Genomic DNA, 13,108 nt, shown 5'->3' on the forward strand with positions numbered 1-13,108 from the left:
GGCGGTCGGCGGGGAGGTCAGCGCGCGGCCGCGGCCTGTTGTGCCAGGGAGAGGTAGTCGGCCACCGGCACCTCCTCGGCACGGCGCTGAAGGTCGAAGTCGCTGTCCAGCCCCCGCTGTGCAATCCATGCGCCCAGCGTGTGGCGCAGCAGCTTGCGACGCTGCGAAAACGCCACCGCCACGAGTTCCTCCAGCACGCCGGCATCCACGTTCGGCGGTGTGGCAAACGGCGTCATGCGCACCACGGCCGAGTCCACCCGCGGTGGCGGGTCGAAAGCTTCCGGCGGCACGTCGACGACGTTCTCCATGTCGTAGCGCCATTGCAGCATCACGCTCAGGCGCCCGTAGTCCTTGCTTCCGGGTGAGGCCACCATGCGGTCGACCACTTCCTTCTGCAGCATGAAGTGCTGGTCCTCCACCACGTCGGCCACAGGCAGCAGGTGGAACAGGATCGGGCTGGAGATGTTGTACGGCAGGTTGCCGATCACGCGCAGCTTGCGGCCGATCTGGGCCTGCAGCGCCGCGAAATCCACCTTCAGCACGTCGGACTCGACGACCGACAGCTCCGGGCGCTTGCGCAGCCGGGCCGCCAGGTCGCGGTCCAGTTCGATCACCGTGAGCTGACCGCTGCGCTCCACCACGGGGTTGGTCAGCGCCGCCAGACCCGGGCCGATCTCGACCAGAGCCTGACCGGGACGTGGGTCGATCGCCCGCACGATCTCGTCGATGACGCCGCTGTCGCTCAGGAAGTGCTGACCGAAGCGCTTGCGGGCCACATGGCCGCCACCGCCGGCGACCGCGCGTTTGGGGGCGCCGCCCTGGGGGCGGCGGTTTCCAGGACGATCAGGGCGCATCACGCATCTCGATCCAGGCGGCCGCGCGGATCTCGCGCGCCCATTCCTCGTAGGTGGACTCGAACTTGCGCTCGCGCAGCACGTTGCGGGCGGCTTCGCGTTTCTGTGCGTCCGTCAGCTGCACCTCGCGGCGTTCGATCAGCTGAATCAGGTGCACACCAAAGCGGCTGACCACCGGCTCGGAGATCTGCCCCGGTTGCAGGGCATTGAGTGCGCGCTCGAACTCGGGCACGAACATGCCGGGCGGGGCCCAGCCGAGGTCGCCCCCGCGCGCGGCGCTGCCGTCCTCGGAATACTGGCGGGCCATCTGCGGGAAGCTGCCCTGGCCGCTCGTGATCTGCCGGCGGATGTCGGCCAGGCGCTTGACCAGATCCCCCGCCGGTTGCTGCGGGCTGCTGCGCAGCAGGATGTGGCGGGCGCGCTGTTCGGTGTAGGTGGCTTGAGCGGTGTTTTCGCGGGCCACCAGCTTGATCACGTGGAAGCCGGCGTTGGAGCGCACGAGCGGCGCCACCTGGCCGACCTGCAGGTTCTGCGCGGCCTGCACGAACAGCTCGGGCAGCCGGCTCGCCTCGCGCAGCCCGAAGCTGCCGCCCTGCTCGCGCGTGCCGCGGTCGTCGGACTGGGTCTTGGCCAGCTCGCTGAAGTTGGCGCCCTGGGCAGCCCGGTCGCGCAGGCCCTGCGCCTTGGCTTGCAGCGTGCGCAGCTGCTCGGGGCTCGCGCCCTCGGGCACGGCGATCAGGATGTGGGCCAGGTTCAGCGCGGCCTCGGCCTGGCTGGCCGGCTCGCTCTGCAGGAAGGCCGTGACCTCGTCGTCGCTGATGCGAATGCGCGCGCCCACTTCACGCTCGCGCACCCGCTGCAGCAGGATCTGCTCGCGCAGGCTGGTGCGGTAGCGCTGGAAGTCCAGGCCATCGGCTTCCATGCGGCGCTTGAGCTCGGCCCGCGTCATCTGGTTCTGCATCGCGATGCTCTCGATCGTGGCGTCGATCTCGGCGTCGCCCACGTCGATGCCCAGCGTCTTGGCATGGGCCAGCTGGGCCTTCTCGTCGATGAGCGCGTCCAGCACCTGCCGGCGCAGCTCGTCGGCCGGCGGCAGTTGCTGGCCGCGCTGCACGGTGGCCTGCAGGCGCGCCACCCGCTTGTCCACATCGGTGTAGGTCACCAGCTCGTTGTTGACAACGGCAATGATGTAGTCAGAGGTGGTCGGCTTGCCGGCCAGACTGAGTTCGGTGCTCAGACCGGCGTTGGCCGGAATGCGCGGCGAAACGGCCGGGGCATCGCGCCGGAACTGAGCCAGGGCGGGAGACAGCGCGCTCACCAGCAGGCTGAGGCAGACGCCGCGGGCCACCGCGCGCAGGGCGGTCGTATGAGACATCGAGGGGCGGTGGTCAGTCATCGGAAGGGAAGGGCTGGGAGGCGGGGGCCGACAGGACGCTGTCGTCCTGACGCAGCAGACGGTAGCCGGGGATATTGTCCCTCAGCGTGCTCAACGGGTTCGAGCCGATGCGCGACAGACCGACCAGTTCCAGCTGGAACATGATGCGGCGGCTCGAGGTGGTGCCGACCGTGGTGCGCTCGGCCACCACGCGGGTGATCCAGCAGCCGGCGTCGTATTCGACGCCCAGCAGGCTGTTCGCCATGCGGCCGTCGCGCATGTTGTAGTTGAATCGGCCGACGCTGTACCAGGTGCCGCCGTCGCCGCAGGCCGAGCTGCTCACCGCCGGCTGGCCGTTCAGGCTGATCTGGTCGGGCGACGAGGCCTGGGCGCGCATCTGGTTGACCGAGGGCTTGCGGCCGGCAATGGGCCACTGCCAGCCGACGTCCACCTGGTTGGTGCGCTCGCGGGCGTAGCGGTAGATGGCGCTCAGCGTGCGATAGCCGCCGGGCGAGTAGCGCATGCCGATGGTGGCGCGCTCGGCTTCGTGCGACTGCGCGTTGAGCTGCAGCACGTTGTCGAGGTACCAGTTCGGGATCACCGACGTGGACGCCAGCAGCAGCAGGTCGGACAGCCGGTCGGTGATGGGGCCGTCGCCTGTCGGGTTGATCTTCTGGTCGGCCAGCAACACCTTCTGGATCACGCCCAGGCGCAGCGCTTCGGCGCCGGTGGCCTGGTCGAACAGGCGCGAGGTGAGGCCCACCGTCACCTGGTTGGCGTCCGAGATGCGGTCGACGCCGGTGTAGGCGTTCTCGCTGTAGATGGCGTACTGGTTGAAGTCACGCGGCGCCGTGTCGAACAGCGGCAGCATGCTCTGGTCCTTGTACGGCGTGCGCACGTACTGGATGCGGGGCTCGAGCGTCTGCGTGAGCGCGCGGTTGAACATCGTCACCGGCCGCTCCATCGTGAAGCCGGCCTCGACGCTGAACGTGGGCAGCGTGCGGGAGACGCTGCGGCTGCCCGAACTCAGGGTCTGGTCCAGCTGATAGCGGGTGTTGTCCAGGCTCAGGCGGGGGGTCAGGCGCAGGCCGCCCAGCGAGAAGGTCTGCTCGACCGCGCCGGTCAGGTTGCTCCGCGTGCCCGACTGGCGGGTTTCGTCCGGGTGCGAGAACTGGTCGACCTGGCCCTTGACGCGCCAGGTGAGGCCGCTCTCGGCCACCGAGCGGCTGCGGACGCCGGCACGGTTGCGGTTGTACGGGGATTCGATCGCGCTGAGCAGCGGGTCGGCCGTCAGCGAGGTGTCGCGCAGCACCTGCCAGCGCTGTGTGCTGGCGAACAGCGCGGTCTGGCTGTTGCCCAGGCCCCAGTCTCGGGCATTGAGCTGGCGTTCGACCGCCGCGTGGCTGTCGTACAGGCGCGGCGTGATCGTGGGCAGGTAGCGCGAGAAGTCCTTCCAGTAATCGTCGTCCGAGACGCGCCGCCAGCGCAAGTCGTAGCTGGTGAGCGCCAGGCCATCGGCCGAGGCCCGGCTGCCAAGCATGCGCAGGTTCACCATGCCGCGGTCGCGATCCGTCACGCGGTCGCCGGGCAGGCCGAAGGCATTCAGCGAGGCCCGCTCGTACTGCGACAGGTAGCGGAACTCGCCGCCCAGACCCATGCCGCGCCGGCTGGAGAAGGTGGGGGTCAGCGTCGCGTCCATGTTGGGCGCGATGTTCCAGTAGTAGGGTTCCGCAATGCCCAGGCCGTTGCGGGTGTCGTAGTCGATGCTGGGCGGCAGCCAGCCCGACTTGCGCGCCTCGGTCAGCGGGAAGGTCAGCACCGGTGCGGCGAGGATGGGCACGCCCTTGAAGCGGATCACTGCATTTTCGGCCCGGCCCTCGTTGGCGTCGAAATCCATGTCGACCCGCGAGGTGCGCAGCGACCAGTCGGGCTCGCCGGGCGTGCCGTCGGCGGTGTTTTCGGGCGTGCAGCTGCTGTAGCTGGTGTGGTGGGCGCGCAGGCGATTCTCGCCAAGGAACTCGATCAGCGTGGCCTGTCCGCCGGCCTGCGTGCGTGCGAACCAGTACTGCGGCTGGATGAACTCGCCTTCCAGGGTGTCGAGCTGCAGCGTCAGCTCGGGGCCGCTGAAGACATTGCCGTTGCGGGTGATCCGCACGTGCCCTGCCGCGCGGGCGGTGTTGTCGGGCTGGGTGTGGACCAGCTCGTCGGCTCGCACGGTGAGCTCACCCTGGCGCAGGCGCACCGAGCCGGTGGCGCGGGTGCGGCGGTCGGCTTCGCCCTCGAGCGTGTCGGCCTCGAAGAACAGGGGGAGCTTGCCGTTGTGCGGCCCGGCAGGGGCGGGCAGCGAGAAGCTGAGCCGCGAGGCGCCTGTGGCGGCGGCCGATGCTGGCACAGCCGTGCTTGGCGCGGCGGCAGAAGCCTGGGCGTGGGCCGGACTGGCCATCGCGGTCAGGCCGAGCAGGGCCACGGCCAGGGCGATCGGCGAGCAGGGAGGAAGGGCGGGGGTGCGGTGGTTGCGGGACACGGTGGAATCAGGTCGCAGGGCTGCTGCGGCGTGGGCGTGTCGCGGCTGCGATCCGGCCTTGCCTAAAATCAGCCATTATTTCATGTCACCCCGCCGTCTTGCGGGGCCTCTTCCCCAGTCTGTCGCCCCCATGTCCGAATCGACCGCTGCCGCCGCTCCCGTGCCCTCCCTCACCTGGGCCGATCCCGCCCGCGCGCAGGCGTTTGCCGCCTGGCTGGCCGACGTGGGGCCACGCCACGGCCTGGACGCCGCCTCCGTGCAGCCGGCCAGTGCCGATGCGAGCTTCCGCCGCTATTTCCGCGTGGCCGCCGGCGTCGGCTCACTTGTCATCATGGACGCGCCGCCCGACAAGGAAGACTGCCGGCCCTTCGTTGCCGTCGACCGCCTGCTGGCCGGGGGCTTTGTGAACGTGCCGGCCATCCTTGAGTGGGACGAGGCCCGCGGCTTCATGCTGCTCGGCGACCTGGGCCGCCACACCCTGCTGTCCACCCTGGTCACCGACCAGCCGTGGGACGCAGGCAACCGCGCACGCTACCGCGCCGCCACCGAAGAACTGGTGCGCCTGCAGGCCGTGCCCGCCGCCGGGGTGCTGCCCTCCTACGACGACGCGCTGCTGCAGCGCGAGATGGACCTCTTCCCCGAGTGGTATCTGGGGCAGCTGCGCGGCATCACGCTGGACGACACCCAGCGCGGCCACCTCGACCGCATCTTCACCACCATCAAGGCGCAGGTGGGCGGCCAGGCCCGTGTGCTGGTGCACCGCGACTACCACAGCCGCAACCTGATGGCCGATCCGGCCGACGCGTCGGCGCGCCCGGGCGTGATCGATTTCCAGGACGCCGTGCACGGCCCCATCACCTACGACCTGGTCAGCCTGCTGCGCGACGCCTACGTGATGTGGGACGAGGACGTGCAGATCGACTACGCCGTGCGCTACTGGGAAGCCGCCCGCAAGGCCGGGCTGCCGGTGCCGGCCGATTTCGGCGACTTCTGGCGTGATTTCGAATGGATGGGCCTGCAGCGCCACCTGAAGGTGCTGGGCATTTTTGCGCGCCTGGCTCTCCGCGACGGCAAGCGGCAGTACCTGGACGACATCCCCCGCGTGTGGACTTACGCCCACCGTGCGGCTGCGCGCTACAGTGGTCTGGGCGCGTTGCGGCTCCTGCTGGAGCAGGCCGAAGCGGCCCACGGCGGCGCCCAGACGCAGGTGGGCTACACCTTCTGACCGCGGCTCCCCTGATCGGCGGAGGGGGAGCCATCGCAAATTTGCGCAAAAAAGCAGCAACAGGAGGATAATGGTCCCTTGATGACCTTGAATACCTCTGAAGTGGCCGATCTGGCCCCGGCTGCACCGGCAGTCGCCGTGGCAACCGAAGCCGCCCCCTCCGCCGCCGTGGCCGAGGCACCCGCCCTGTTCAACACCCTGCCGCTCGACGCCAAACTGCTGCGCGCCATCGAGGTGCAGGGCTATGCGTCCATGACGCCCATCCAGGCCAAGGCCATTCCCGTGGTCCTCTCGGGCCGCGACGTGATGGGAGCGGCGCAGACCGGCACCGGCAAGACCGCCGCGTTCTCGATCCCGCTGCTGCAGAAGATGCTCAAGCACGAGAACGCCAGCATGTCGCCGGCACGCCACCCGGTGCGTGCCGTGGTGCTGGCCCCCACGCGCGAGTTGGCCGACCAGGTCGCCAACAACGTGAAGGCCTACGCCAAGCAGACCAATCTGCGTGTGGCCGTGGTCTTCGGCGGCATCGACATGAAACCGCAGACGGCCGAGCTCAAGGGCGGCGTCGAGGTGCTGATCGCCACGCCGGGCCGCCTGCTCGACCACATCGAGGCCAAGAACTGCAACCTGTCGCAGGTCGAGTACGTGGTGCTCGACGAGGCCGACCGCATGCTGGACATCGGCTTCCTGCCCGACCTGCAGCGCATCCTGAGCTACCTGCCCAAGCAGCGTCAGACGCTGCTGTTCTCTGCCACGTTCTCGCCCGAGATCAAGAAGCTGGCACAGAGCTACCTGCAGGACCCGGTGCTGGTCGAGGTGGCGCGTCCGAACGCGACGGCCACCAACGTGGAGCAGCGCTTCTACAAGGTCGACGAAGACGACAAGCGCGCGGTGATCCGTCAGATCCTGCGCGACCGCAACATCAATCAGTCCATCGTCTTCGTGAACTCGAAGATCGGTGCCGGTCGCCTGGCCCGCGCTTTCGAACGCGACGGCCTGAAGACTGCGGCGCTGCACGGCGACAAGTCGCAGGACGAGCGCCTGAAGGCCCTGGCCGCGTTCAAGGCCGGTGAGATGGACCTGCTGGTGGCCACCGACGTGGCCGCCCGCGGCATCGACATCGCGGCGCTGCCGGCGGTGTTCAACTACGACATCCCCTTCAACGCCGAAGACTACGTGCACCGCATCGGTCGCACGGGCCGTGCCGGCGCGTCGGGCCTGGCGGTGTCACTGGTCACGGGGGCCGATGCGCGCCTGATGGCCGACATCGAAAAGCTGATCAAGAAGAAGCCGGATGTCGAGGCGTTCGAACTCGAGCGCCGTGGTTACGGTGACCGGGGTGGCTACCGCCGCGAGCGCCGCGACGAGGGCGACAGCCGCCCGGACGAAGGGTTCGGCCGTGGTGCGCCGCGCGAGGCCCGCGCTCCGCGCCCCATGTCGTCGTCCCCGCGTCGTGCGCCGTCCGATCCGTTCTTCGACAAGCCCTACGAACCGACGACGCCCGACGCCGCACCGGCCTGGGAAAAGGGCGACGCCGCCGTGCCGGCTGCGGGCAACGGTCTGTCGCGTTTCATCAAGCCCAAGCGCAAGGTTGCGATGCTGCTGGGTGGCTCGGGTACGGCCCGCCGCTGACCCCCGCTGCGCTGCCGCCCCGTCCAACGCCGCCCTCGGGCGGCGTTGTCGTTTCAGGCGTGCGAGCGCCGTGGGCTGCGCGCAGGATCAGGGCAGCTCGACGCCGCCCATGCGCGCGGCAATCGTGCCGGCGCGCCCCACCACGTAGCCCGAGGCGGGCTGCTTTTCAAAGCGCTTTGGCGCGGGCAGCATCACCGCCAGGCGGGCGGCCTGCAGCGGCGTGAGCTGGCCGGCGTCCACGCGGAAGTAATGCCGTGCGGCCGCCTGGGCGCCGAACAGGCCTTCGCCCCACTCGACGTTGTTCAGGTAGATGGTGAGGATGCGTTCCTTGCTCAGCAGGCCTTCCAGCATGAACGTGATGGCGAACTCCTGCCCCTTGCGCAGGAAGCTGCGCTCGCTGCTCAGGAACAGGTTCTTGGCCAGCTGCTGTGTGATGGTGGAGCCGCCGATGACCTTCGGTGTGGCCGTCAGCGCGTTGGGCGGGGGTGGTGGCGTGCGCCCGCGGCGTTGCGCCCGCTCTACCGCGCGCTCGTAGCGGGCCTGGGCCGCCGCGCGCAGCTTCTCGGTGCGCTCCTGGGCGCGGCTGTTCTTCTGCCAGGCCTTTTCCAGGGCGTCCCACTCCACGCCGCCGTGGTCCACGAAGTTGGCGTCCTCCGAGGCAATCACGGCGCGCTTGAGGTGGCTGGCGATCTGCGTGTCGTCACGCCACGCCTGGCTCCAGGGCAGCTGCCCCTGGGTGAGCAGGATGCGCGCGGCTTCGCTGCGCTGGAAGGCGGTCGACTGCGGGTCGACCACCGTCATCAGCGCGATGCGGGCCAGAAAGTACAGCTGCAGCGCGCCGCCGCACAGCAGGGTGAGAAGGACGATTCGCCAGACTGCGCGCATCGCGACAAGGCTCCTGGGTAGGGCGTGGAGGGGGCTCAGTGGCCGGTGGCGGCGTCGACCTCGGCACGCAGCGCGGCCAGCACCGGCGCGGTGTCGGGGCGCACGCCGCGCCACAGGAAGAAGCTTTCGGCGGCCTGTTCCACCAGCATGCCGAGACCGTCGCGCGGCACGCCGCCGTGGGTGCGCACCCAGTCGAGGAAGGGGCGGGCGGCCGGGCCATACATCATGTCGACGGCCAGCGTGCCGGGGCGCAGCACAGCCGCGCTCACGGGCACGCCGCTGCCGGCCAGGCTGGCGGCGGTGCCGTTGATGAAGACGTCGAAGGCGGTGCCTGCGTCATCGAGCCCGCGGGCGGCCAGGCGCACGCCATGCTGTGCGGCCCAGTCGGCGTGGCGGGCCACGATGGCCTCGGCCTTGGCGACGGTGCGGTTGGCCATGACGATCTCGGCTGGCCGCGCCTCGATCAGCGGGCCCAGCACCCCGGCGCTGGCGCCGCCCGCACCCAGCAGCAGCACGCGCTGGCCGGCCAGCGGCACGCCGGCGTTGACGGTGATGTCGCGGACCAGGCCGACGCCATCGGTGTTGTCGGCCAGCCAGCCGTCGGCGTCGAAGCGCAGGGTGTTGGCGGCCTCGGCCAGTTCAGCCCGGGGCGTGCGCCGGCTGGCCAGTGCGAAGGCCTCGAACTTGAACGGCACCGTCACGTTGGCGCCCTTGGCCCCGCCGGCGGCAAAGGCGCGCACGGTGTCCGCAAAGGCATCGAGCGGGCACAGCAGGCGGTCGTAGGCCACGGCCTGGCCCGTCTGCGCGGCAAAGCGCGCGTGGATGGCGGGTGAGCGGCTGTGGGCCACGGGGTTGCCGGCCACGGCGTAGCGGTCGGCCGAGGCGGTGGGCTGGGCAGGAGTCGGGTTCATCAAGGCTGGGTGGCCGGCTCGGCCGGGGCGGTGGGGGCCATGGTGGTGGCCTGCATGCCGGCGTCGCGGGTGAAGCGGAAGCGGGACGAGATCACCAGCAGGTCATGGCCCGTGCTGACTTCGGGCGGCACGGCGCCGAAGGGCCCGGCCTGGCGGACGATGGCGGCCGCGCGCTTGTCGAGCAAGCGGTTGCCCGACGGCGTGCGCACCTCGGTGTCGATGACGCGGCCCTGGCGGTCCAGCGAGATGAACATCACCAGCTCACCGTAAAGCTTCTCGCCGTTGCGGCCGGTCGGGAAGTGCTCGGTGCCCGCGCGCTCCACCCGCGTGCGGAAGGCCGCGTAGTACAGCGCGTCGGCCGACTTCAGCGTGGCCGGGCTCAGGTAGCGCTTCTTGGGACGCGCGTTCTCTTCGTGGATGCGTTTTTCGATCTCGGCCAGCAGGCGGGTGAGCTGGCGGCGGCGTTCTTCTTCGGCCCGTTGCTGCGGGGTGTCGGTGCGGGCGTCGGGTTGGGGCGGCGGCAGGGCGGCCAGTTCCTGGCGCACCTGGGTCAGCAGCAACTGCTGTTCGCGCTGCATCTGCTCGATCATCCGCATGGCGTCGTCCATCGCATCGCCCTGGGTGTTCTCGGGCGAGGGCGGCAGTGGCGAGGTGGCGCGGCCCCGGTCGGCCTCGCCACCGCCGGCCAGGTTGGCCTGGGCCAGCGCCTGGGCCTTGGTCGGGGCCTCGTTGCCGGCGGCGTTCACGAGGACCACTTCCAAGGGCGTGTCCTTGAAGACGCGGTTGAAGCCTTCCGGGTCGACCAGGCGGAAGCTGAACAGCGCCGCGTGCACCAGCACCGACACGCCCAGGCAGACCTGGAGCAGGCTCAGCGAGGTCCACAGGGCTTTCAGGCGGTTCAGCATGCGCGTCAGGTGGCGAAGTGCAAGGTGGCCGGGCGTCAGGCGGCCGGGGCGTCCCCGGCAGGCGCGTCCGCGTCACTCACGTCGATGGCCAGGGTCAGGGCCCCGGCATTGTCGACCAGCTCGTCCTCGGCGTCGGCCTCGGAGTCACCCGCATCGGTGGGGGCGTTGTCGTCCAGGCGCGCCACGACGCTGGCGTGCACGTCCAGCGTCAGCGCGTCCAGTCCGGTGATGCGCACGCGCACGCGGGCGTGGCGCGGCAGGCCGTCGGCACCGATGGCCTTGAACACCAGCGGCAGGGTGTCGGCACGCACCAGGCCGTTGACCATCACGGCCGCATCCAGCTCGGTGATCTGCTGTTGCTGCAGGTATTGCAGCGTCCAGTAGCGCTCCATGCTGGACTGGAAGCCGTTGTACGCACTGTAGGCGCCGTCGAAGCCCGAGATGACGGCAAACAGCTCGGCATCCTTGGGCTTGAACGGGGCGACCAGCGCGGCGGTGCGGCCCTTCTTGGCGCACGCCACGATCTGCCACTGGTTGACCAGGTCGACGTAGCGGCGCAGCGGCGAGGTGGCCCAGGTGTACTGCGACACGCCCATGCCGGCGTGCGGCAGTGCCTTGGTGCCCATGCGCACCTTGATGCCGGGCGCCAGGCTTGCCTGGCTGCGGTAGATGCCGGGCACGCCCAGCTCGGCCAGCCAGCCGCCCCAGGTGCTGTTGGCCAGAATCATGGCCTCGGCCACGATCAGGTCGAGGGCCGAGCCCCGCTGGCGTGTGCCGATCACGACCTGCTCGGTGCCGGTGGGCTCGATGCCGTCGCTCATGGTGTTGACGCCGTTGGCGCCGATGAGCTTGAAGGTGTAGTCGGGGCGGTTGAAGTTTTCGGGCTTGCCGCGCACCACCTCGCGGCGGGCCTTCAGGTGCTTGGCCAGGCGGAAGGCAAAGGCCAGCTCGGGGGCGAAGGCGTAGTCGGCCGGGGCCTCGCCGGTCAGCGTGGCGTCGGTGATGACGCTGTCGAGCTGGTCGTGGCGCAGGTTGGCGGCAATGGGCACCCGCTCGAGCCTGGTCTCGCTGCCCTTGACCTCGAGCGTGGCTTCGTCGAACGTGACGTACAGCGAGACGGCCGGGCAGTCGCGGCCCGCGATCAGCGTGTAGGTCTGCACGACGTCATCGGGCAGCATCGTGATCTTGTGGCCCGGCATGTAGACGGTCGACATGCGGCCGCGTGCCAGCGTGTCGACCGGCGAGCCTGGGGCGATGGCGAGGCCCGGCGCCGCGATGTGGATGCCGTAGACGACGGTGCCCGTGCCCAGGCCCTGCACCGACAGCGCGTCGTCGATCTCGGTGGTCATCGAGTCGTCGATCGAGAAGGCCTGCACGGCGGCCAGCGGCAGCGTGTCGGTGATCGGCGGCGCCTCGAGCGTCGGGAAGCCGGTGCCCTTCGGGAAGTGCTCGAACAGGAAGCGCTTGAAGTGGAACTGGTAGGGGCTGTCGATCGCGCCAGCGTCCTTCAGCAGGTCGAGCGGGGCGCGCTGGGCGGCCTTGGCGGCTTCGACCACGGCCTTGTATTCGGGGCCGTTCTTGTCGGGCTTGAAGAGGATCTTGTAGAGCTGGTCCTTGATCGGCTGCGGGCAGCTGCCGGCGGCCAGCGCCTCGGCCCACTGCGCGATCTGCAGCGCCTGCTGCTTCTTGCGCTCGATGGCGGCCAGCGCCTGCTTGAGGATGTCTTCCGGCGCCTTCTTGAAGCGGCCCTTGCCGCGGCGGTGGAAGTAGTGCGGTGTTTCGAACAGGCGCATCAGCATGGCGGCCTGCTGCACGGCGTCGGCCGAGGCGCTGAAGTACTCGCGCGCCAGGTCGTCGAAGCCGAAGTCTTCTTCAGGCGCCACTTCCCAGACCAGGTCGACGTCGATGTCGGCCGACTGCGCCGCGGCCTGGGCCAGCAGCTCGGCAGGCGCCGGCTTGGCGAACTTGATCAGGACGTTGGCGGCTTTCACCTTCACGCGCTTGCCGCTGTCCAGCTCGATCTGCATCGAGCTGTCGGCTTCGGACATCACGCGGCCGGCCTGGAATTTTCCGGCGTCGTCAAACAGGGCAAACATGCGGCGGGGGTTCTCGGGTGAGCGGGCAAAGCGCGATTGTCCCATTTTGCTGCCGTGCCCCGGCAGCCGCGGTTCAGGCCAGACCCAGCCAGTGCATCAGCGCCGGCAGGTGGTCGGCAAAGTCGCTCACGGCGTGGTCGCTGCCGGGCAGCACGGTCAGCGCGGTGCCTTGCAGGTGGGCCACCATTTCCTGCCAGTCCAGCACCTCGTCGCCCTGGGCCACCAGCGCCCAGTGGCGCTCGGGGTGCGTCAGGGGCCAGGGCGACAGCGCCTCCAGCTCTCCGATGAACTCGGGGCGGAAGAAGAAGCGGTCGGCCGGGTTGTGGAAGGCGGTCTGCTCGCCGATGTAGCGGGCGAGATCGCGGTCGGGCGCCACGGCCGGGTTGACGAAGGCCGCGCGGCAGCCCAGGCGCTCGGCCGTGACGGCGGCGTAGAAGCCGCCCAAGGACGAGCCGACCACGGCCATCGTGTCCCGGGGCCAGTCGGCCGTGAGCGCCGCGATGTCGGCCCAGGCCTGCGCGGGCGAGGGGGGCAGTTGCGGACAGGCCCAGAGCGGGGTGGGCAGGCCGGCGGCGCGTCGCGCTTCGAGGGCGCCCCCCAGCATCCGCGCCTTGAAGGAGCCGGGCGACGAGCGAAAGCCGTGCAGGTACAGCAGGTGCGTGGGTGGAGAAGTGGGAGAGGCGGCCATGGGTTCAGAGTAT

10 protein-coding genes are annotated in these 13,108 nt (G+C 70.0%); 2 read left to right on the forward strand and 8 right to left on the reverse strand.

Annotated features, from left to right (window positions below; genetic code table 11):
* Positions 1 to 17 precede the first annotated feature (17 nt).
* From rsmA to Q0Z44_RS01385, 3 genes are read right to left on the reverse strand one after another with little or no spacing between them, the layout of a single operon-like run.
* Positions 18 to 854, reverse strand: a complete 837-nt coding sequence (rsmA, locus tag Q0Z44_RS01375; protein ID WP_298009288.1) for a 16S rRNA (adenine(1518)-N(6)/adenine(1519)-N(6))-dimethyltransferase RsmA — start codon at positions 852 to 854, stop codon at positions 18 to 20.
* Positions 844 to 2,229 (reverse strand): peptidylprolyl isomerase, encoded by a 1,386-nt coding sequence (locus Q0Z44_RS01380; RefSeq protein WP_298009099.1) that lies wholly within the window; start codon positions 2,227 to 2,229, stop codon positions 844 to 846. The genes rsmA and Q0Z44_RS01380 overlap by 11 nt, the downstream gene beginning before the upstream one ends.
* A gap of 13 nt (positions 2,230 to 2,242) precedes the next feature.
* Positions 2,243 to 4,753 (reverse strand): LPS-assembly protein LptD, encoded by a 2,511-nt coding sequence (locus Q0Z44_RS01385; RefSeq protein WP_298009102.1) that lies wholly within the window; start codon positions 4,751 to 4,753, stop codon positions 2,243 to 2,245.
* Positions 4,754 to 4,883: 130 nt separating this feature from the next.
* Here Q0Z44_RS01385 and Q0Z44_RS01390 point away from each other — a divergent pair, with 130 nt between their 5' ends.
* Together Q0Z44_RS01390 and Q0Z44_RS01395 are read left to right on the forward strand one after the other, a co-directional pair.
* Positions 4,884 to 5,978: a phosphotransferase gene (locus Q0Z44_RS01390; protein WP_298009104.1), complete on the forward strand. Its 1,095-nt coding sequence runs from the start codon at positions 4,884 to 4,886 to the stop codon at positions 5,976 to 5,978.
* An 81-nt stretch (positions 5,979 to 6,059) separates the two neighbouring features.
* On the forward strand, positions 6,060 to 7,610 hold the full coding sequence (locus tag Q0Z44_RS01395; RefSeq protein ID WP_298009107.1) for a DEAD/DEAH box helicase: 1,551 nt from the start codon (positions 6,060 to 6,062) through the stop codon (positions 7,608 to 7,610).
* Positions 7,611 to 7,697: 87 nt separating this feature from the next.
* Here the strand turns inward: Q0Z44_RS01395 and Q0Z44_RS01400 are convergent, their stop codons facing one another.
* From Q0Z44_RS01400 to Q0Z44_RS01420, 5 genes are all read right to left on the reverse strand, one after another.
* Positions 7,698 to 8,495 (reverse strand): transglycosylase domain-containing protein, encoded by a 798-nt coding sequence (locus Q0Z44_RS01400; RefSeq protein WP_298009110.1) that lies wholly within the window; start codon positions 8,493 to 8,495, stop codon positions 7,698 to 7,700.
* A 35-nt stretch (positions 8,496 to 8,530) separates the two neighbouring features.
* Positions 8,531 to 9,406 (reverse strand): shikimate dehydrogenase, encoded by an 876-nt coding sequence (gene aroE, locus Q0Z44_RS01405; protein ID WP_298009115.1) that lies wholly within the window; start codon positions 9,404 to 9,406, stop codon positions 8,531 to 8,533.
* Positions 9,406 to 10,311 carry an energy transducer TonB gene (locus Q0Z44_RS01410; protein WP_298009118.1) on the reverse strand — a complete coding sequence of 302 codons (906 nt, stop codon included), beginning with the start codon at positions 10,309 to 10,311 and terminating at the stop codon, positions 9,406 to 9,408. Before Q0Z44_RS01410 ends, aroE begins: the two co-directional genes overlap by 1 nt.
* Before the next feature lie 35 nt (positions 10,312 to 10,346).
* On the reverse strand, positions 10,347 to 12,407 hold the full coding sequence (locus Q0Z44_RS01415; RefSeq protein WP_298009121.1) for a ribonuclease catalytic domain-containing protein: 2,061 nt from the start codon (positions 12,405 to 12,407) through the stop codon (positions 10,347 to 10,349).
* 73 nt (positions 12,408 to 12,480) lie between these two features.
* On the reverse strand, positions 12,481 to 13,095 hold the full coding sequence (locus Q0Z44_RS01420; protein ID WP_298009124.1) for a YqiA/YcfP family alpha/beta fold hydrolase: 615 nt from the start codon (positions 13,093 to 13,095) through the stop codon (positions 12,481 to 12,483).
* Positions 13,096 to 13,108: the final 13 nt, after the last annotated feature.

This window comes from uncultured Aquabacterium sp. (assembly GCF_947366995.1).
Lineage (GTDB): Bacteria > Pseudomonadota > Gammaproteobacteria > Burkholderiales > Burkholderiaceae_C > Aquabacterium.